Source organism: Paucisalibacillus algeriensis (assembly GCF_000577245.1).
In the GTDB taxonomy this organism is placed as follows: domain Bacteria; phylum Bacillota; class Bacilli; order Bacillales; family Amphibacillaceae; genus Ornithinibacillus.
This window is the reverse complement of the sequence record NZ_CBYO010000014.1, coordinates 241,857-263,135: the sequence shown is the minus strand read 5'-3', so window position 1 is coordinate 263,135 and position 21,279 is coordinate 241,857. Positions and strand designations below refer to the sequence as shown.

At 35.0% G+C, this 21,279-nt stretch carries 22 protein-coding genes; 20 read left to right on the top strand and 2 right to left on the bottom strand.

Annotated features, from left to right (window positions below; genetic code table 11):
- The first annotated feature begins 58 nt into the window (after positions 1–58).
- From TY11_RS10930 to TY11_RS10880, 11 genes are all read left to right on the top strand, one after another.
- Positions 59–574, top strand: coding sequence for a YqeG family HAD IIIA-type phosphatase (locus tag TY11_RS10930; protein WP_042146048.1), 516 nt, complete (start codon positions 59–61; stop codon positions 572–574).
- 2 nt (positions 575–576) lie between these two features.
- Positions 577–1,677 carry a ribosome biogenesis GTPase YqeH gene (yqeH, locus tag TY11_RS10925; RefSeq protein WP_042146047.1) on the top strand — a complete coding sequence of 367 codons (1,101 nt, stop codon included), beginning with the start codon at positions 577–579 and terminating at the stop codon, positions 1,675–1,677.
- A 10-nt stretch (positions 1,678–1,687) separates the two neighbouring features.
- A complete protein-coding gene (aroE, locus tag TY11_RS10920; protein ID WP_042146045.1) occupies positions 1,688–2,527 on the top strand; it encodes a shikimate dehydrogenase in 840 nt (279 codons plus the stop codon).
- Between the two features lie 4 nt (positions 2,528–2,531).
- The gene (gene yhbY, locus TY11_RS10915) at positions 2,532–2,822 is read left to right on the top strand and encodes a ribosome assembly RNA-binding protein YhbY (protein WP_042146043.1); all 291 of its coding nucleotides are present in this window, start codon (positions 2,532–2,534) and stop codon (positions 2,820–2,822) included.
- 27 nt (positions 2,823–2,849) lie between these two features.
- Positions 2,850–3,419: a nicotinate-nucleotide adenylyltransferase gene (locus TY11_RS10910; protein ID WP_042146041.1), complete on the top strand. Its 570-nt coding sequence runs from the start codon at positions 2,850–2,852 to the stop codon at positions 3,417–3,419.
- Positions 3,406–3,990 carry a bis(5'-nucleosyl)-tetraphosphatase (symmetrical) YqeK gene (yqeK, locus tag TY11_RS10905; RefSeq protein WP_042146039.1) on the top strand — a complete coding sequence of 195 codons (585 nt, stop codon included), beginning with the start codon at positions 3,406–3,408 and terminating at the stop codon, positions 3,988–3,990. Before TY11_RS10910 ends, yqeK begins: the two co-directional genes overlap by 14 nt.
- Positions 3,980–4,336 (top strand): ribosome silencing factor, encoded by a 357-nt coding sequence (rsfS, locus tag TY11_RS10900; RefSeq protein ID WP_042146037.1) that lies wholly within the window; start codon positions 3,980–3,982, stop codon positions 4,334–4,336. Before yqeK ends, rsfS begins: the two co-directional genes overlap by 11 nt.
- A 3-nt stretch (positions 4,337–4,339) precedes the next feature.
- Entirely contained in the window at positions 4,340–5,089 is a 750-nt protein-coding gene (locus TY11_RS10895) for a class I SAM-dependent DNA methyltransferase (protein WP_042146035.1), read from the top strand.
- 86 nt (positions 5,090–5,175) lie between these two features.
- Positions 5,176–5,757 (top strand): helix-hairpin-helix domain-containing protein, encoded by a 582-nt coding sequence (locus tag TY11_RS10890; protein ID WP_042146033.1) that lies wholly within the window; start codon positions 5,176–5,178, stop codon positions 5,755–5,757.
- 62 nt (positions 5,758–5,819) lie between these two features.
- Positions 5,820–6,383 carry a ComE operon protein 2 gene (locus TY11_RS10885; protein ID WP_042146031.1) on the top strand — a complete coding sequence of 188 codons (564 nt, stop codon included), beginning with the start codon at positions 5,820–5,822 and terminating at the stop codon, positions 6,381–6,383.
- 9 nt (positions 6,384–6,392) lie between these two features.
- Complete coding sequence (locus tag TY11_RS10880; RefSeq protein WP_042146029.1) at positions 6,393–8,666, top strand: DNA internalization-related competence protein ComEC/Rec2; 2,274 nt, start codon at positions 6,393–6,395, stop codon at positions 8,664–8,666.
- Between the two features lie 81 nt (positions 8,667–8,747).
- Here TY11_RS10880 and TY11_RS20130 read toward each other — a convergent pair whose 3' ends face one another.
- Positions 8,748–8,882: a YqzM family protein gene (locus tag TY11_RS20130; RefSeq protein ID WP_042146027.1), complete on the bottom strand. Its 135-nt coding sequence runs from the start codon at positions 8,880–8,882 to the stop codon at positions 8,748–8,750.
- Positions 8,883–9,192: 310 nt separating this feature from the next.
- Here TY11_RS20130 and holA point away from each other — a divergent pair, with 310 nt between their 5' ends.
- Positions 9,193–10,206, top strand: coding sequence for a DNA polymerase III subunit delta (holA, locus tag TY11_RS10870; protein ID WP_042146025.1), 1,014 nt, complete (start codon positions 9,193–9,195; stop codon positions 10,204–10,206).
- A gap of 128 nt (positions 10,207–10,334) precedes the next feature.
- On the opposite strand, the gene rpsT is transcribed toward holA, so the two are convergent.
- On the bottom strand, positions 10,335–10,601 hold the full coding sequence (rpsT, locus tag TY11_RS10865; RefSeq protein WP_042146022.1) for a 30S ribosomal protein S20: 267 nt from the start codon (positions 10,599–10,601) through the stop codon (positions 10,335–10,337).
- Positions 10,602–10,878: 277 nt separating this feature from the next.
- Here rpsT and gpr point away from each other — a divergent pair, with 277 nt between their 5' ends.
- The 8 genes from gpr to dnaK all read left to right on the top strand — a co-directional run bounded on the left by gpr (position 10,879) and on the right by dnaK (position 20,990).
- Positions 10,879–11,988 (top strand): GPR endopeptidase, encoded by a 1,110-nt coding sequence (gene gpr, locus TY11_RS10860; RefSeq protein ID WP_042146019.1) that lies wholly within the window; start codon positions 10,879–10,881, stop codon positions 11,986–11,988.
- 107 nt (positions 11,989–12,095) lie between these two features.
- The gene (gene spoIIP, locus TY11_RS10855; protein WP_042146018.1) at positions 12,096–13,265 is read left to right on the top strand and encodes a stage II sporulation protein P; all 1,170 of its coding nucleotides are present in this window, start codon (positions 12,096–12,098) and stop codon (positions 13,263–13,265) included.
- 14 nt (positions 13,266–13,279) lie between these two features.
- The gene (locus tag TY11_RS10850; RefSeq protein ID WP_042146016.1) at positions 13,280–13,615 is read left to right on the top strand and encodes a hypothetical protein; all 336 of its coding nucleotides are present in this window, start codon (positions 13,280–13,282) and stop codon (positions 13,613–13,615) included.
- A 573-nt stretch (positions 13,616–14,188) separates the two neighbouring features.
- Complete coding sequence (lepA, locus tag TY11_RS10845) at positions 14,189–15,997, top strand: translation elongation factor 4 (protein ID WP_042146014.1); 1,809 nt, start codon at positions 14,189–14,191, stop codon at positions 15,995–15,997.
- A gap of 233 nt (positions 15,998–16,230) precedes the next feature.
- Positions 16,231–17,400, top strand: coding sequence for a radical SAM family heme chaperone HemW (gene hemW / locus TY11_RS10840; RefSeq protein WP_042146012.1), 1,170 nt, complete (start codon positions 16,231–16,233; stop codon positions 17,398–17,400).
- 66 nt (positions 17,401–17,466) lie between these two features.
- Positions 17,467–18,501 (top strand): heat-inducible transcriptional repressor HrcA, encoded by a 1,035-nt coding sequence (gene hrcA / locus TY11_RS10835; protein WP_042146010.1) that lies wholly within the window; start codon positions 17,467–17,469, stop codon positions 18,499–18,501.
- A 53-nt stretch (positions 18,502–18,554) separates the two neighbouring features.
- Positions 18,555–19,130, top strand: a complete 576-nt coding sequence (gene grpE / locus TY11_RS10830) for a nucleotide exchange factor GrpE (RefSeq protein WP_081755900.1) — start codon at positions 18,555–18,557, stop codon at positions 19,128–19,130.
- Between the two features lie 30 nt (positions 19,131–19,160).
- Positions 19,161–20,990 (top strand): molecular chaperone DnaK, encoded by a 1,830-nt coding sequence (gene dnaK, locus TY11_RS10825; RefSeq protein ID WP_042146008.1) that lies wholly within the window; start codon positions 19,161–19,163, stop codon positions 20,988–20,990.
- Positions 20,991–21,279: the final 289 nt, after the last annotated feature.

The window sequence follows — 21,279 nt, the reverse complement described above, 5'->3', positions numbered from 1 at the left end:
ATAATGCTATTGATGTCATGGGTAATGAATAGATTTATTAAGTTATGAGGTGTGAATATTGTTAAAGCGATTTTTACCTAACGAGCATGTTAAAAATATATTTGAGATTAAGCCTAGTGTGTTAAAGAAACAGGGTATTAAAGGGATTATTACTGATTTGGATAATACATTGGTTGCCTGGAATGTGAAGGAAGCTACCCCTGAGGTAATAAGTTGGTTTAAACTTATGAAGGATAATGGCATTAAAGTCACGATCATATCTAATAATAAGGAAGATCGAGTAAAAATGTTTTCAGAACCACTTGGAACTCCTTTTGTGTTTAGTGCTAGAAAACCTTTAAGACGTGCATTTAAAACTGCTGCAAAGCAAATGGAACTGAAAAAAGAAGAAATTGTAGTTGTAGGAGATCAACTAATGACAGATGTATTAGGTGGAAATTCGGCAGGTTTTTATACGATTCTTGTCGTTCCTATTGTTAAAACGGATGAAAAGATTACACAGGTGAATCGGAAAATTGAGCGTAAAATTATGAATTACTTTCGAAAAAAGGGATTGATTAGTTGGGAGGAATAGAATTGGAAGACATCTATTGTGTAGGGTGCGGTGTTAAAATACAAACAGAAAATCCAGAAGGAATAGGATATACACCAAAATCTTCCCTAGAAAAGGATACTATTTTGTGTAAGCGATGTTTTCGCCTAAAGCATTATAATGAAATTCAAGATGTTTCAATACATGACGATGATTTTCTTAAAATGGTAAGTTCTATCAGGGATAAACAAGGGCTTGTTGTACATATTATTGATATTTTTGATGTGAATGGAACATTGATTAAGAGTTTACCAAGAATTGTTGGTAATAATCCGATTATCTTAGTTGGTAATAAAATGGATTTATTGCCAAAATCTACAAACCGAAGTAAACTAATACAATGGTTACGCTCCTCCGCCAAAGAAGTGGGTTTAAAGGTGAAGGATGTTTTCCTAATTTCTTCTGTTAAAGGACAAGGAATTGAAGAATTAACAGAACAAATTGAATACTATCGTGAGAATCAAGATGTTTTTATTGTAGGTACGACAAATGTTGGTAAATCAACGTTTATTAATCGATTAATTAAACAGTCTATTGGTGAAAATGATGTCATTACAACTTCCTACTTTCCTGGAACAACTTTAGGCTTTATTGAGATTCCTTTGGATGACCATTCCGTACTTATTGATACACCTGGGATTGTTAATCAAGAGCAAATTGCCCATTATATATCTGATAAGGATTTAAAGTTTGTTACACCTACAAAGGAAATCAAACCAAGAGTATATCAGTTAAATGCTGGTCAAACTTTATTTGTTGGAGGTTTGGCACGTTTAGACTTTATTAAGGGAGATAGGCAATCCTTTGTTTGTTATTTTTCCAATCAACTTCCTATTCATCGAACTAAATTGGAAAAAGCAGATGAATTATATGAAAATCACGTTGGTGAATTATTATCTCCACCTGATGAGGAGTCAATGAAGTTATTACCTGAGTTTACCAATAGTGCATTTCGCTTAACGGGTGAAAAAACCGATATCGTATTCCCTGGTTTAGGTTGGATTACCGTGAATGGTAATAATACGACAATTGTGGCACATAGTCCAAAAGAAGTTGCTGTATCGATTAGAAAATCATTGATTTAGGAGGAGTATAATGGAATACAAACTTGGATTAATTGGTTATCCGGTCAAGCATTCCTTATCTCCGTGGATACACAGTCAATTTCTTGAAAATGCAAAGATAAACGGGACATACACCATTCATGATATAAAGGACGAATGTTTGTCTAAACAGATAGATATGATGAGAGAAACGGAATATAAAGGATTTAATGTAACTCTTCCATATAAGCAAAAAGTCATTCCTTATCTGGATGAATTAGATGACAATGCTAGTAATATTGGTGCAGTAAATACTGTATTAAACGACGAAGGTCGATTAATTGGCTACAATACAGATGGTACTGGCTATTTACGATCTTTGCAGCAATATTATCCGCAGATAGTAGAGGAAAAAGATAAAAGTATTCTTATTATTGGTGCTGGAGGCGCAGCTAGAGGTATATATTATGCATTGAGTCAATTGGGATTCCAAACAATCGATATTGTGAATCGAACTAGAGATAATGCGGTGTCAATCCAAGAATTAGCTTCAAGGAATACGGTTACCCATGTCCTTTCGCTTACACAAGGTGAGGAGAATATACATCAATATGATGTGATTATACAAACTACAAATGTAGGGATGAAGCCAGGCGTTCAATATTCACCATTAAAACTAAACAACATTCGTGATTCAGCTATTGTTAGTGACATTATTTACCAACCGATTTGGACGAACTTTTTAAAAGAAGCCTTTTCAAATGGAGCACGTATTCATCATGGTCATACCATGTTATTATATCAGGCACAATATGCATTTGAATTATGGTTCGGATTTCGGCCAGAGATAGGACGTATGGATCAACAATTAAAACAACTATTAGAAGGGTGATAAAATGCTATCAGGCAAACAGAAGCGATTTCTTCGTTCAAAAGCACATCATTTAAAACCAATTTTCCAAGTTGGAAAAATTGGTGTCAATGAAAATATGATTGTACAAGTAAATGAAGCACTAGAAAAAAGGGAATTAATTAAGGTTAGTATTCTTCAAAATTGTATGGATGATAAAGAAACAGTTGCGGAAGATTTAAAGGCAGGTACACATTCCGAGATTGTCCAAATAATTGGAAACAACATTGTTTTATATAAGGAATCAGAAGAAAATAAGCAGATTGAGCTACCATAACAATTTACTGTTTAAGGAGTTCAAAGAATGAAACGAATTGGAATTTTAGGTGGAACATTTGATCCACCACATATTGGACATTTAATTATTGCTCAGGAAGTTTTGGATTCGTTACAGTTGGAAGAAGTATGGTTTATTCCAACGTATGAACCTCCGCATAAGCATGAAGCTAGACTTCAAGTCAAAAATAGAATTGAAATGCTTCAACTTGCTTTAGCTGGCAATGGTTTGTTTCAGTTGAACACAATTGAAGTGAAAAGAGCGGGAAAATCATATACATATGATACGATGATTACCCTCAAAGAACAATATCCTGATTCGGATTTTTACTTTATTATTGGTGCAGATATGGTGGAGTACTTACCAAAATGGTATAAAATTGATGAATTAATTAATTTAGTTAGCTTTGTAGGAGTTAAACGAACTGGATATACACTTGAAACAATGTACCCTATTACAGAAGTTAATATTCCGTTGGTTGACATCTCTTCTACATTAATTCGGAAGCGACTTCGAGAAAATAAAAGCATTCAATACCTTGTTCCAGATTCTGTACATACTTATATTAAGGAGCATGGTTTTTATGTACAAAAATGAAGCGATTGCTATTGTGAAGCCTTTATTAACGCGTCAGCGGTTTGAACATACATTGCGGGTTACAGAAACAGCAGTGAAATTAGCAGAGATTTATAATGTATCTACTGAAAAAGCTGAAATAGCATCTATTTTCCATGACTATTGTAAATATCGTTCCCTAGATGAAATGAAAAGAATAATTCAAACCACATACTTACCGAAAGACCTACTTTTATATCACCATGAATTATGGCATGGACCGGTAGCTTCTCTTATGATTGAACAAGAATATGGGATTGGGGACGATGAAATTAAGGCAGCCATTTACTATCACACAACTGGTAGAGCTAATATGAGTGATTTAGAACTTATTGTTTTTGTAGCAGATTATATTGAACCTGGAAGAAGTTTTCCGGGGTTGGATGAAGTTCGTGACATGGCAGAGAAGGATATAGTTAAGACGGCTTGGATGGTGTCCAGGAATACAATAAATTATTTAATGGAAAATAAAAATCGTATATATCCGGATACATTCCATGCATATAATGATTTGACAAGACTTTTAAACGGAGGGAATAAATTTGGACAATAATCCTTTGGAAATTTTAAAGCTAGCAGCAGAAGCATGTGATGACAAACGAGCTGAGGAGATATTGGCACTTGATTTAGCAGAAGTGTCATTAGTGGCTGATTATTTTCTTATTTGTCACGGTTCGAATGAGCGTCAAGTTCAGTCAATTGCAAGAGCTGTAAAAGATAAGATGGAAGAACATAATATCTCAGTAAAACGTCTTGAAGGTTTTGAACAAGCGAGATGGGTATTGGTAGACCTAGGGGATGTTGTATGCCACGTTTTCCATAAGGATGAAAGAAGCTATTATAATTTGGAACGCCTATGGGGAGATGCTGTCCAAGTGCCTTTAGAGGTGGGCTGGTAAAGCATGTCTTATCAATTAATGGCAAGATTATATGATGAATTTATGATGGAAGCACCATATGGAAAATGGGTTGAATTTACAGAATATGTAATAAATAAATATAACTTAAATGCGCCTAAAATGATTGACCTAGGTTGTGGGACAGGTGAGATCACCGTTCAATTGGCAAAGAAGTATCCCATTACTGGCGTAGATTATTCTTCAGATATGCTTACAATAGCCTCGCAAAAGGCAGCAGAAACTAATCTGACGATAAACTGGATTCACCAGGATTTACGAGAATTAGAAGGATTATCTGAATTTGACTTGGCAATAAGTTTTTGTGATGTCATGAATTATATTACGACAGAGTCAGAACTCAATAAAGTTTTTTCTAATATAGCCAATTTATTAAATGAAGATGGTATTTTCATTTTTGATGTACATTCCATGAAGCATATTGAAGAAGAATTAATTGAAAATACATTTGCAGATGTTACGGAAGACAATGCATATATTTGGTTTTGCTATCCTGGTGAACATAAAGGTGAAATGTTTCATGAGTTAACTTTTTTTGCCTCAGACAGGGACAACTATTCTCGTTTTGATGAGACACATCATCAACGAACGTTTTCAGTAAATGTTTATCAGAATTTATTAAAAAACTGCGGCTTAGAAATATTAAATATCTATGCAGATTTTTCGATAGAAAATGATTTTTCCGAAGAAAGTGCAGATAGAATTTTTATTATTGCTCAAAAAAGGACGAGATAACACAAATATCTTGTCCTTTTCTTTTTTTGTCAGAAATACATCCTTTATGTATGATGAGGAAACAAGCTTAATAGGATGTGGTGTATTTGATAGAAATATTACGCAGAAATATGTTTATCATTTTCATTGGTATTGGGTTCATAGTAGTTTTACTACTCATTATGAATCAAGAGGAGGAGCCATCTCAGGCATTATTACCAGTTTCGACGGAAACTTCAGCTGAAGAAATGAGTGTAAAAGAAGTAGGTCAGGGAGAATTAATTGTTGACATAAAAGGAGAGGTAATACACCCTGGTGTATATAAAATGGATCCAGGTGCTCGCGTTAAGGATGTTGTCAAAGAAGCGGGAGGTTTTACTGAGGAAGCGGATCAACAGGTAATCAATTTAGCTCAGAAAGTATTTGATGAAATGATTCTTATTGTTCCTAAATTTGGTGAAGAGATTGGAAGTAGTAACAAGGATAAACAAAGTTCAAAAATTCGAATTAACTATGCAACTGTCGAAGAAATACAAGAATTACCTGGAATTGGTCCATCTAAAGCAAAAGCGATTGTCGAATATAGAGATGAGACAGGTTTTTTTCAAAAAGCAGAAGACCTTTTAAATGTCTCTGGGATTGGAGAGAAAACATTGGAGGCTCTATTAGAAGAAATTCAAATTCCATAAGCAATTGACGGTATAAAGAATAGCAAGTTAAACTAGAGTTAATAGAGAGAGGAGTTTTAAAGATGGAAAGAATTTCATGGAACCAATATTTTATGGCACAAAGCCAATTACTAGCTTTACGTAGTACATGTACTAGACTTATGGTTGGAGCGACAATTGTTCGTGATAAACGAATCATCGCAGGAGGTTACAATGGAAGTGTTTCTGGAAGTGTACACTGCATAGACGATGGTTGTTATGTAATTGATGGACACTGTGTTCGTACGGTTCACGCAGAAGCAAATGCTCTCCTACAATGTGCTAAGTTTGGAGTACCAACGGAGAATGCAGAAGTCTACGTTACACATTTTCCTTGTTTACAATGTACGAAACAACTAATACAGAGTGGAATTAAAACAGTCTATTATGCAGAGGATTACAAAAATCATCCATATGCGATTCAACTTTTTGAAGAGGCTGGAGTAAAAACGGAAAAGGTTGAGTTAGATTACTTAGCACTGGATTTATCTTTTAAAGAAAAAGCCTCTGTTGTACAAGAACTCCTTAAAACAATGGATGCACAGGAGTCAGAAGAAATCATGGCATTAAAAGAAAAAGCACAAGATTTATTTAATTTATCAAGGTAGAGATAAACAATGAAAGGCTATTGGTATATACCAGCACTGGCAGGTCTATGTAGCTTCTTTACAAGAGTATTTGATTCGATATTATTTTTCATTGTACTTCTTGTATGGTTAGTTTATTTATATATTTCGAAGAGGTTAGGGAAAATTCCAATTATCATTTCCCTAGCCACCTTTCTTTTTTTCTTCATTTATATTCCTCAAATCGAACTAAACACATCTACTAACACTCAAGAGAAGATGACTTTAAAAGGTGAAATAGTGAGTCCTATTAACACCTCGGAAACCGTTCTTCAATTTGATTTTCAGGAAAGCGATACAAAAAATACTATTAAAGTACTCTTTTTCAGTCCTGATGCAAAACATCCAAATTATTCATCATTACAATTAGGTGCGGATTGTCAACTAGAAGGAGAGGTGGGAACACCAGAAGAAAGTACAAATCCAGGGCAATTTAATTATCAAAAGTATCTTGCTACTAGTGGAATTCATTATGAAATGGAAATCAAGTCAATGGACGATATTAGTTGTCATGGGAAAACAAACTGGAGCTTGCTTTATTCACTAAGAAAAAGTATTAAAGAATATGTTTCAATTACCTACTCAGAAAAAACGAGTGCATGGATTAATGCGCTTGTATTAGGTGATGATAGCCTAATAAGTGAAAACACGACGGAACTATTTCAAAGGTGGGGATTATCTCATTTATTAGCTATTTCAGGCTTACATATTGGATTAGTAGTCGGCCTGTTATTTATGATAACAGTCAAATTAAATTTACTTACAAAGGAAAAAGCTCAATATGTGTTAATTATATTTTTACCAATTTATGCGATTCTTGCTGGTGGTGAACCATCTGTTTTAAGAGCTAGTTTAATGGTGTTACTAGTAATTGTTATTCAAAGGCTCAGGATAAAGCTCTCCTTGACAGATGTAATTAGTGTTACCTTTTTTCTCCTAATTGTTTTGGATAAGTACATTATATATCATGTTGGTTTTCAATTATCTTTTATTGTAACGTTTGGTATTATTTTATCTAGAAGATGGATTTCAGAAGGAAACTCTTTATTTTTTCAAATGATTAAACTAAGTTTTATCTCTCAAATGATGATTATTCCATTACAAATTATTTACTTCTTTCATTTTAATCCCCTATCCATTATCCTTAATGTCTTTGTCGTACCGTATTTCTCCTTCTTCGTTATTCCGCTGATGTTCACACTAATTTTTATTTCTCTTATTCCATTAGTTCGTGGTCTTGTAGACAAGCTTTTTTCTACCATCCATGAAGCTATTTTCTTAGTACCATTAGAATTCATTGATCAGTATGCTTTTTATCCATGGATTACAGGTAAATTTCCAACCATACTAATCATGGTCTACTATATTTTATTAATCTTAATGATGGCTAGCGTTAAACGTAATAAAAGTCGAAGAGCTTTTGGCTATGGTGTTATATTAACCGGATTATTATTTTCATTAGTTATTCGTCCTTTTTTATCTCCATACGGAACCGTAACAATGCTTGATATTGGTCAAGGTGACGCAATTGTTATTGAGTTTCCGTATAGAAAAGGAGTTGTGTTAGTGGATACAGGTGCTAATTTTTCCTTCGATGATTTTGAGCCTTCAGATTCAAATTATAGCAGAATAATAAAACCATTTTTGCAATATCAAGGAATTAATAAGATTGACGTGGTGTTTATCAGTCATGAGGATATCGATCACGTTGGCAGTATTACATACTTATTAGAAGAGTTTAAAGTTGAGAAGATTATAACCAGTAAATTTTTCGTGTATGATCATTTATTCGAGAGTTTAGAGCCGAATGGACCTGGAATTTTACAAGTAGAGGCAGGACAAAGCCTTGATATTAAAGGAAATAGGTTTATGGTTCTCTCCCCGTGGGTAGATAAAAAGAACAGTAATGAAAATTCATTAGTGCTTCAAATAAACCTTGGAAATTTATCGTGGTTATTTACCGGTGATATTCATGTTAATAATGAACAAGAGATTCTACACAAGTACCCAAACTTAGCAGTAGATGTACTAAAAGTCGCTCACCATGGAAGTGATACGTCATCAAATCGTGAATTTATTTCCCAACTCAATCCAAAGTTTGCGTTAATCTCAGTTGGACGACAAAATCGTTATGGCCATCCATCTAGCGAGGTAATTGATATATTGAACCAAGAACATGTAACTACTATGAGAACAGATCAAAATGGTGCAATTATTTATCGATATACCGAAAAGGGCGGAACCTTTTATCCATTCAAGCCATAGGTTATATATTGAGAAATGTACAAAAAAACAAAAGAGACAGGAAAATACCTAGTCTCTTTTGTTCACTTCAAATATGTACCTTTAAGAGCCAACTACACTAATGGTTACGCCAATAGCAAAAATTAGTAGAAAGAAAACTAAAGAAAATGCGAACCCCTTAATGGAATCAACAACATCATTATTTTTGGATTGTGGATCCTTTTCAAATTCATTCATAGCTAACCCTCCTATATCAACCTTTAGTATAAATTAATTACATAAAAAAATCCACCAATGATACAAAAAGTTCATATTTAATTTTAATAACCAAAATTAGAAAGAACTAACAACTATACTTTTGGATAGAAGGGTCATGCTATAAATGTAGGGAAAACATCGTTTAACATAACGTTCCTAGGGCCTTATGTTAAACGTTTATATAGATAGGGAGGGAAATTTATTACCCCTAAATTTCCCTCTCAGGTTTTTCTTGCTATTCACTGGTATACCAATTACCATAAGTATATAACAAGTTGGAGTGAATGGCATGAATTATGCGGAAACAATAAAGCAGATTAAGAAGCAAAATATACCAGAGGTCATTTTATTATATGGTACTGAAAACTATTTTATCCAGAAAATAAAGGATTTATTGGTTAAAAATGTGTTATCTGACGAAGAAAACCTTTCTACATATGATTTAACAGAAACATCGATTCAAGAAGTGGTTGCGGATGTGGAAACATATCCTTTTTTTGGTGATCGTAAATTAATATTTGGCACTAATGCCACCTTCTTAAAGGCTAAACCGGATAAGCTCTCATTCGAACATCAATTGGAAGTATTAGAACAATACCTCGAAATGCCAGTAGACTATTCTATTCTAGTTTTAATCGCGCCATATGAAAAAATAGATGAACGTAAAAAAATTAGTAAAGTCTTAAAGAAAAAGGGCCTAGTTGCGGAATGTAATCCAGTAAAGGAATATGAACTGAAAAATTGGATAATGAATTTAGCTAAGCAATTAAATATTGAAATAGCTGAGAATGCGTACGAGATTTTTGAAAATGAACTCTCAACTGATTTAAATATCATGGAGAGGGAACTGGAAAAGATTGCACTATATATTGGTGAAGGTGGCACTGTAACCAAGCAAGTTGCTGAAGAAATGGTTTCGCATACAATTAGTAGTTCAGGAATAAGGTTAGTTGATGCTGTTATCGAAGGAAATCTGGCCAAAGCTATTTCCATATATAAAGATCTAGAAAAAATGAAAGAAGAGCCAATAGCTTTAATCGGTTTATTAGCCTTCCAATTCAGAACGATACTTCGAGTGAAATTATTGAAACAAAAGGGATACAGTTCTGGTCAAATGCAAAAACAACTAGCTGCACATCCATATGTAATAAAAATCGCCTTAAATCGCGAAGCAAAATTTACAACGCAACAGCTAAAACAGTTCATGGATCACCTAGCAGAAACAGACGCCATTATGAAACAGGGGAAAATGGACAAAGAACTAGCATTTGAATTGTTATTGTATAATCTCATAAAACAGTAAGTAGTCGTATTCAAGATATTAGTACTAAGCAGCAGAATATATAGAAAACGGAGTGTATTCGTGCCACGGTCATGGCCAAAAGAAAACCCAAAAAAAAACGATCCAATCCCGGATCGTTTTTTTTTGTGTTAGGCACCTAGTCCGTTAACTTTTTTAGTTAGACGAGCTTTTTGACGGTTTCCTGCATTTTTATGGATAAGACCTTTTTGTACTGCTTTATCAATCTTTTTAATTGTAGCAGTTAAAGCAGTTTTAGCATTGTCAACATCGTTTGCTTCAACAAATTTTTCAACTAATTTAATTTGAGAACGCATTTCTGATTTGTCAGATTGGTTTTGAACACGCTTTTTATTGTTTACATCAACACGTTTAATTGCGGATTTAATATTAGCCATTATTTCACCTCCTAAAAACAAAAACGTTCATTACATTGAACAAGAGTCATTTTACCAAAGTTAGAGCTTGTTTTCAATAACTATTATTTATCGTTCCATAATTTGTATGATTTTAATAAAAGTGTGAAGGCTAATGCTATAGATAGTGTATTGTTATACTTTTCATCCGCATATTGCTGGGCAGTATACTCCTTACTTCACTATTTGTAGAAAATTGTAGTTAGAAAAATCGGGTGGAAAGAACCGCACAGAAAGATTTTTTACTTTACCTGAAAGGATGCGATTAAATTTGGATTTGGATGTAAATAAAATGCAAGTTCGAACAGATCTAGCAATTGAAGCAAAGGATATGTACGTTGAAAAGGAAACACCTGACGAAGACAAGATAACAGGTGTTACATTAAAAGATCATGAAGAAGACGGTATAAAAGTATCCTATGTTGATATTGATAAAGAGGGGGCAAAATTACTAAGTAAGAAACCTGGATCATATGTAACCATTTATGCAGATGGCGTAAAAAGACAAGATACACAGCTACAGGAAAATGCCGCCAAAATACTTGCTAGAGAATTAGAGAACTTATTAGAAAAAAATAATATCACTAAAGATGGTACAGCTTTAATAGTTGGGCTTGGGAACTGGAATGTTACACCTGATGCGCTAGGACCAATGACTGTGGAGAAAGTATTAGTAACAAGTCATTTGTTTAAACTTGAGAATGAATCCGTATCGGAAGGATATCGCCCAGTTGGGGCTGTGACCCCTGGAGTTATGGGGGTGACTGGAATAGAAACAAGCAATATTATTTTTGGTATCGTAGAGAAATTTAAACCAGACTTTGTTATTGCCATTGATGCGTTAGCTTCACGATCAATTGAGAGGGTCAATGAGACTATTCAGCTTTCGGATTCTGGAATACATCCCGGCTCAGGTGTTGGAAATAAAAGAAAAGAAATAAGTAAAGAAACACTTGGAGTGCCAGTAATTGCAATTGGAGTTCCGACAGTTGTAGATGCAGTAACGATTACAAGTGATACGATAGACTATATCTTAAAGCATTTTGGTAGAGAATGGAGAGAAAAAGATCGTCCATCAAAGGCACTAGCCCCAGCTAGTATGTCTTTTGGGGGGAAAAAGTTTACCGAAGACGATTTACCGGACCCAGAAAAAAGACAAACGTTTATGGGAATTGTTGGGACTCTATCAGACGAGGAGAAAAGGAAGCTTATTGCAGAAGTCCTTACCCCAACTGGTTATAATATGATGGTAACTCCAAAAGAGGTTGACGGTTTTATGATTGATATGTCACATGTAATCGCTAATGGAATAAATGCAGCTCTCCATGAGGCAGTGGATGTTGATAACTTTGCTAATTATTCAAGATAGGCAAGCTGAATTAATCTATTAAATTTTGTGGAAAATGAGAGTATCGGTTCTACCTTCCTAAGATTCGTCATAGAGTATATTATAGACAAACAGGAAGGTGGAACATTATGGTAGGATTTACTAATAATGTAAACAAACAAAAAGCTTTTCTACTTGTAAAAAAAAGCGCTTTATATGTTGTGAGTGTACTGCTTTTATTTGTATTAATAGGATTATTTACTACTATTTCCCCTGCACTTCGTTTTTCTTCTAATACTTTAACGAACTGGACCAGTGAGATCGAAAGCTCAACTTTCTTATATCTATTAGGGATGGAAAACCGAGTGTTTTTGGAAGGACTTCCACCAGATTCTGAAATACCAAAGATAACGTCAACCATTTTTCAGATTGCTACAAGTATAAAACCGGATGATCCGAGAAGTTTATTAGGGAGTGAACTTCCTGGCTTATCCATATATGATAGCGAAATATATATAGCAGGAGAAGGAACGAATTATACCAATCTTCCTGTTGAATCCTCACCACCATTAGAAGAGGTTTTAAAAGATAGGGAAGCGATTGTTGATGAAGGACTAGATAATGATGAGTCTAATGAAGAACCAGGTAATTCACCATCTACAGGTGAAAAAGATGTCGTATATATCTACAACACACATAATTATGAATCCTTTTTACCACATTTGCCAGAAGAAACGGATCCAAATCTGGCACAACATAATGAAGTCAATATAACCATGGTAAGTGACCATTTTTCCAAAGCGTTAGATAAACATGGGATTGGTAATAAATTAGACAAAACTGACACAATGAAACTATTAGACCAAAAAGGAATGGAATATTGGCAATCCTATGATGCAATTCGTAATAATGTACAAGAAGTATTTGCTAGTAACAAAGATATCCGCTATGTATTTGATATTCACCGGGATTCAGTAAGAGGTGATGCTACTACAAAAACAATTAATGGCCAATCTTATGCAAAGATAGCTTTTGTTATCGGCGGTGAAAATAAAAACTATGAAAAAAATGTTGAAATAGCTAGTAAACTCCATAAGATAATGCAGAAAAAATATCCTGGATTAAGTCGAGGAGTTTTACCACCTAAAAAAGGCCCGGGGACAGATGGGGTCTTCAACCAAGATTTACATGAAAATGCACTAACAGTGGAAATAGGTGGGGTTGACAATAATCTTGAAGAATTATATCGATCAGCGGAAGCTTTAGCGGATATTTTTAGTGAATATTATTGGGATGCTGAAAAGGTCAGTGTGGAATAAAGGAGGTTCGAGAAATGGCTAAGTTTGTATCTGTCTTGTTACTTTTAGTTGTATGCTTTCTAGTAGGAACACTAGTTGGAATAGATCACAAAGGTAAATCTATTCTCCCGGCGGCCAATACAAAAACTAAAACCGAAGTAATAGAATCAACACCGGAGGTACAGCAGACAGTAAAACAACAAACACAAGAAACAGAAAATGTAAATCAACAATCAGTAGCTGAGGAACTATCTGCTTCTAGCACAGACCACCTGAGTCAAAAAACAGCATCATTTTTAGAAGTAATCGTCCAAGGCTTCTACGATCTAATCGTCCAAATTCTATATCAAATATCACAATTGTTCTATTAAGCCAAGTGAGACTGGAATAAAAGTGTCTAAGGTAAAGAATAATTCGAACTATAATTCTTAGGATTCATTTCCAGGTCGGATTATTCTTTTTGTCTACTTTGGTTTAAATATTGTTGTTCATTTGATAGAAACTGCTCGGTACTAGGATTTTTGTTAGAGCATCATACCCGCTAAGGAAATACACTCCACTTTTAATTCCAGCATAAGTGCGACATCTGCTCGAAAGAACCTCGCAGTGTCTTCTTTACCGCTTGGCGGATGGTGGTGATTCTCCTCGCGCTTACACACTGCGGGGTCTCACCGAAGCCTTTCCTTCCACAGTAGTCTCCGTGTATTTCCGGAGCGGTATCTTAGCACTACCTCTAAAAATTGAGTAGTTACCGCGCAGTTTCTATCAATTACTTATTAAAATCCAACTGTCTAAAAATGATAATTATACCTCTACTAACAACTCTTTCTTGAAACTAATGGTCGCAATTGCTATAATCATCCTAGCAAATATCGTAATTTAATATGTATTAAATTTGTACTTTTACTGAACATTGGTAAAGGCAATAGGAGTGAACACCAAGTATGGCGAGAAAACAAGAAAATGTACGTAATTTTTCTATTATAGCCCATATTGACCATGGAAAATCAACACTGGCAGATCGTATATTGGAAAATACACGAACGGTTTCAAAACGAGAAATGAAAGAACAATTGCTTGATGCAATGGATTTAGAAAGAGAACGTGGAATTACCATTAAATTAAATGCAGTTCAACTACACTATCAGAGTAAGAGTGGAGAGGACTTTACTTTTCATTTAATCGACACCCCGGGACATGTTGACTTTACATATGAAGTTTCAAGAAGCCTTGCAGCATGTGAGGGAGCTATTTTAGTTGTCGATGCTGCACAAGGGATCGAAGCACAGACACTGGCAAACGTCTATCTAGCGTTAGATAATGAACTTGAAATTATTCCTGTTATTAATAAAATTGACTTGCCAAGCGCAGATCCAGAGCGTGTTAAAAAGGAACTACAAGATGTGATTGGAATTGATCCAGACGATGTTATTCTTGCTTCAGCGAAAGCAAACATTGGAATAGAAGACATCTTGGAGAGGATTACGGAAGCTGTACCACCTCCGATGGGAAATCCAGAAGAGCCATTAAAAGCACTTATTTTTGATTCTTTATATGATTCTTATCGAGGCGTAGTAGCCTACGTTTGTATTAAAGAAGGATCAGTTAAGGTTGGCGATAAAATTAAAATGATGGCCACAGGTAAAGAATTCGAAGTCAATGAAGTTGGAGTATTTACACCAAAGCAGCTACCACTCAAGGAATTGAATGTTGGCGATGTTGGATATTTAACTGCATCGATTAAAAATGTAGGAGATACACGCGTAGGAGATACCATTACCTTTGCCAATAACCCAGCTTCTGAACCATTACCGGGCTACAGAAGATTAAATCCTATGGTTTACTGTGGACTTTATCCGGTAGATTCAAACAAGTACAACGATTTACGCGAGGCATTAGAACGGCTAGAACTAAATGATTCCGCACTTCAATACGAGGCTGAAACATCTCAGGCATTGGGATTTGGTTTCCGTTGTGGCTTTTTAGGGCTATTACACATGGAAATTATTCAAGAACGTATTGAGCGTGAATTCAAGATTGATCTAATCACTACTGCGCCAAGTGTTATTTATGAAGTTGAAAAAACAGATGGAGAAGCAATAATTATTGACAACCCGTCCGTTATGCCTGACCCACAGGTGATTCAGGAGATTCGAGAGCCGTTTGTTAAAGCGACAATTATGGTTCCAAACGAATATGTTGGTCCCGTTATGGAAATTTCCCAGAAAAAGCGTGGTCAGTTTATTGATATGGAATACCTTGATGATATTCGTGTTAACGTAATTTACCATATACCGCTTTCAGAAATCGTTTATGACTTTTTTGACCAACTGAAATCAAATACAAAAGGATATGCTTCTTTTGACTACGAATTAATTGGTTATCAACCTTCGAAATTAGTTAAGATGGATATTCTTCTTAATGGTGAAACCATTGATGCGTTATCATTTATTGTTCATAAAGATTTTGCTTATGAACGAGGTAAGCAAATTGTTGAAAAACTAAAAGAACTAATCCCTAGACAACAGTTTGAGGTTCCGGTCCAAGCAGCAATTGGAAATAAAATTGTAGCAAGGTCAACGATTAAAGCTATGCGTAAGAACGTTCTAGCAAAATGTTATGGTGGAGACATATCCCGTAAAAGAAAGTTACTTGAAAAGCAAAAAGAAGGTAAAAAACGCATGAAAATGGTCGGTTCTGTAGAAGTGCCTCAAGAAGCATTTATGGCCGTACTTAAAATGGATGACGAATAAATATAAAGAGCGGAGAACTTTTTTAATAGGGGAAATTTAGTAGCTGGTTGTTTGTTAAGTACAGGATAAAATGGGTTTCGCACTAATCAGCCCGTGTACACTGATGCAAAGTGTATACGGGCTGCAGACATTAATTAACAACAAACTGTTTGAAAAAAATAACCTTATAAAGTTTTTCTCTCAATCTTTTGAACATAAAAAAATACAAATTCACCTTGTTAGGAGTTAGTACCATGATACATTCCGTATATATTCATATCCCTTTCTGTCATCATATTTGTCATTATTGTGATTTCACTAAATTCTTCTACAATGAGCAAATGGCTACTGATTATTTAGAAGCACTCTCGAATGAAATAAATACTCAAGTTGATGGCACAAAGAATCCTGTTAGAACAATTTTTATCGGTGGTGGGACTCCTACTTCTTTAAATCATACTCAATTAAAAACTCTTTTAGCGTTAATCGCGGATAAATTTGATGTGGCACATTGTGAAGAGTATACAATTGAAGCAAATCCAGGAGATTTTGATGAAGAGAAGGCAAAGTTGTTAAAAGAATTTGGGGTAAATAGAGTATCACTAGGTGTTCAAGTATTTGATGACGAGATGCTTGAAAAACTAGGAAGGGCACATCGAATCCAAGATGTTTATAAAACAGTTAACCTATTAAAACAACAAAGCTTAACGAATATTAGCCTTGATTTAATTTATTCCTTACCTAATCAAACTGCTGAACATTTTGCGAAAACAGTCTCAGAAGCACTCGCTTTTAATCTACCCCATTATTCTGCGTATTCCTTACAAATAGAACCTAAAACAATCTTCTATAATCGTTATAAAAAGGGTCAATTACACCGACCAACGCAAGAAGAAGAAGTGAAAATGTACGACATTTTAAAGGTAAAAATGAAAGAAGCCGGCATACAACAGTATGAAATCAGTAATTTTGCTAAATCCGGATTTGAAAGTAAACATAATTTAACGTACTGGAATAATGACTATTATTATGGATTTGGTGCGGGAGCTAGCGGGTACCTACCTGGAAAGCGTACAAACAACATTAAGCCTATACCTGCCTATATTAAACAAGCAATGGAAGATGGAAACCCAACGTTAAAAATCGAAAGCATTGGATTAAAAGAAAAAATTGAGGAAGAACTATTCTTAGGATTACGCAAGCTAAGTGGTATAGACAAGCAGAAGTTTTTATCGGAATATGGCTTTCCACTTGAATTGCTTTATAAGAGTGAAATCGACTATCTAATCCAAAAGGGATGGCTTGTCGAAGAGGAAAAATCCATACACCTTACGGATGATGGTGTGTTATTTGGTAATGAAGTGTTTGAACATTTTCTGCTAGAGGATGAAGACTTAGAGGCAATAGCATTGACAAAAAAATAAGGATTTGATAATTTATTATTAGAATTAGCACTCAGATGGTTAGAGTGCTAACAGGGGTGGTCATTAATGTTAACAGAAAGGCAATTGTTGATTTTGCAAGTTATTATTGATGATTTTATTGAATCAGCTCACCCAGTTGGCTCACGTGCTATTTCCAAAAAAGATGAAATATCCTTAAGTGCTGCAACGATACGAAATGTCATGGCTGACTTAGAAGAATTGGGTTTTCTTGAAAAAACACATTCTTCATCTGGTCGCGTGCCCTCTGAAAAAGGGTATCGATATTATGTGGACAATGTTATTGGATCAACTATGGCTAAAGGAAATCTCAGTATTATGAGAGACCTTGTCAGGGATGAATTCATCGATTTTGAAAAATTGGTGCAAAAGTCTGCAGAGGTGTTGTCTGACTTAACAAACTATACATCCATTATTTTAGGTCCAGAAATATTTGAAACTAAATTAAAGCAGCTTCAAATAGTCCCATTAACAGATCATTCTGCTGTGGCCATATTAGTTACAGATTCAGGGCATGTTGAACATCGATCTTTTACATTTCCAGCTGAAATCAGTCCTAATGATTTGGAGAAGATCGTTAATATCCTGAACGATCGATTACATGGTATATCTCTTGCTCGTTTACCAGAAGTCATTACAAAGGAAGTACTTTCCTTAATGCAAATGTATGTCCATGATTTTGAAAAATCTTATCAATACTTGAAATCCGCTTTCTTTCAGGAACAGCCAGTTAAATTATATATTGGCGGTAAAACGAAATTGTTAACACAACCTGAATTCAATGATATCAATAAGATTCGGGCGTTTTATCAAATGATGGAAAACGAAGATCAAGTTGTGAACTTATTGAAGGCTCCTCAACATGGCATTAAAGTAACGATTGGCAATGAAAATAAAATTGATGAGATTAAGGATTTTAGTCTTATAACAGCTTCTTACCAGTTTGGAAGTGAGCAAATGGGGACAATAGCATTGCTTGGGCCAACTAGAATGGAATACCGAAAAGTGATAACTCTTTTAAACGCGTTATCAAATGAAATGACAGAAGCGTTGTATCTATGGTATAAAAACAACGGATACTAAAAGATTTTAAACGGACCTACTTGTAATTTGATTGTATTTTGGAGGTGCACGAAATGGAAGAAAAGGATGTTACAGGTATTGAGGAAGAAAAAGAAGAACAACTAGATGATGCTTCAATAGAGTCAGAGGTTATCGAACAAGAAGAAGTCCCTTCTAACACAGCTGATGAAATTGAAAAACAAAAAGAAGAAATGAATAAATTACAAAAGGAAAAAGAAGAACTATATCAAAAATTTCTAAGAACACAGGCGGAATTTGATAACTTCAAGAAACGCTCTATTAAAGAACGAGAAGCGGCAGCTAAATACAAAGCACAAGATCTTGCAATTGAACTTTTACCAGCTATTGATAATTTCGAGAGGGCCTTACAAGTTGAGGTTGATGAGTCTAATAAAGGATTACTTGAAGGTATATCGATGGTATACAGACAACTTATTGATGCATTGAAGTCACAAGGTCTAAAAGAAATTGAGGCAGTTGGTAAAGAGTTCGATCCGAACATACATCAAGCTGTTATCCAGGTTGAAGATGAATCAATGGAATCAAATGTGGTTGTAGAAGAATTACAAAAAGGATATTTGATTAAAGATCGCGTTATTCGACCTGCTATGGTGAAGGTAAATAAATAAGTTAGGCTACGATTCAAGGAGGAAATAAATATGGGTAAAATTATTGGAATTGATTTAGGTACAACAAATTCATGTGTTGCAGTAATGGAGGGTGGAGAAGCAGTAGTTATTCCTAACCCTGAGGGTAACCGTACAACACCATCAGCTGTAGCATTTAAAAATGGCGAAAGACAAGTAGGAGAAGTTGCTAAACGTCAAGCAATTACGAACCCTAATACTATTCTTTCTATAAAACGTCATATGGGTACAGACTATAAAGTAGAAGTTGATGGTAAAGAGCACACACCCCAAGAGCTTTCTGCAGTGATTCTCCAATACTTAAAGTCATATGCTGAGGACTACATCGGGGAGACAGTTGATAAAGCTGTTATTACAGTACCTGCATATTTCAATGATTCAGAACGACAAGCAACAAAAGATGCTGGCCGTATCGCAGGACTTGAGGTTGAACGTATTATCAACGAACCAACTGCTGCAGCATTAGCATATGGTATTGATAAGGCTGATCAAGATCAAACAATTCTAGTATTTGACCTTGGTGGAGGTACCTTTGATGTATCAATCTTAGACATCGGTGATGGTACTTTTGAAGTTGTTGCTACTGCTGGTGATAACCGTCTTGGTGGAGATGATTTTGATGATGTAATCATTAATCATTTAGTAGCAGAATTTAAAAAAGGAAATGGAATTGACCTATCCCAAGATAAAATGGCAGTACAACGTCTAAAAGACGCTGCTGAAAAAGCAAAGAAAGATTTATCTGGTGTTTCTCAAACACAGATATCCTTACCGTTTATTACAGCTGGTGAAGCTGGGCCATTACACTTAGAAATGAATTTAACTCGTGCTAAATTTGAAGAACTTTCTTCAGAACTTGTGGAACGCACAATGATTCCAACACGTAAGGCGTTACGAGATGCTGATTTAACAGCGAATGATATTGATAAAGTTATTCTTGTTGGTGGTTCTACTCGTATTCCAGCAGTACAAGAAGCTATTAAGCGTGAGATTGGTAAAGAGCCTTCTAAAGGTGTAAATCCTGATGAAGTAGTAGCACTTGGTGCAGCTATTCAAGGTGGAGTTCTACAAGGAGACGTGAAGGATGTTGTATTACTAGATGTTACACCACTTTCGCTAGGTATCGAAACAATGGGTGGCGTATTTACTAAGTTAATCGAACGTAATACTACTATCCCAACTAGTCATTCACAAGTATTCTCAACTGCTGCAGATAACCAAACAGCAGTAGACATTCATGTTCTTCAAGGGGAACGTGAAATGGCAGCAGATAATAAAACGCTTGGCCGTTTCCAATTAGCGGATATTCCACCTGCACCTAGAGGTGTACCTCAAATTGAAGTATCATTTGATATTGATTCAAACGGTATCGTTAATGTGCGTGCGAAGGATATGGGGACTAATAAAGAGCAATCCATTACAATTAAATCTTCATCAGGTTTATCAGATGAGGAAGTAGAACGTATGGTAAGGGAAGCAGAAGAAAATGCCGAGTCCGATAAGCAACGTCGTGAAGAGGTTGATCTTCGTAATGAGTCAGATCAACTTATCTTTACAACAGATAAAACTTTAAAAGATTTAGCGGATAAAGTTTCTGAAGAGGAGAAACAAAAAGCAGAAGCTGCTAAAGAAGAATTGAAAAAAGCACTAGAAGGTTCTAACTTGGATGAAATTAAAGCGAAGAAAGAGGCTTTACAAGAACAAGTTCAACAATTATCTGTTAAACTTTATGAACAAATGGCACAACAAAATCAAACAGCTGAGGGCCAAGAAGGTCAAAGTTCAAGTGATGATGTTGTAGACGCAGATTATCAAGAAGTTGACGACGAAGATAAAAAATAACTGAACTAAATAAATTTAGGAGAAAGTCAAAGTCAGGACCCCCTTGACTTTGACTTTTTTTCTAGGGAGCTTTAATGTGAAAATCTTATTGGCAAATGACAAAGAAACAATTATGTATAACCTTTGTTTGCCCAAATATCACGGAGACTCCTGTGAAGACTCACCAACCACCCGCAGAATAGGAAGGTTACTCGGGGCACGGGTTACTTAATGAGAAAATCAACTTGTACTACATTTGCCATCAATCAATTTTTAGTGTTATGATTTACTTTATGTGAAGAGATTCGGG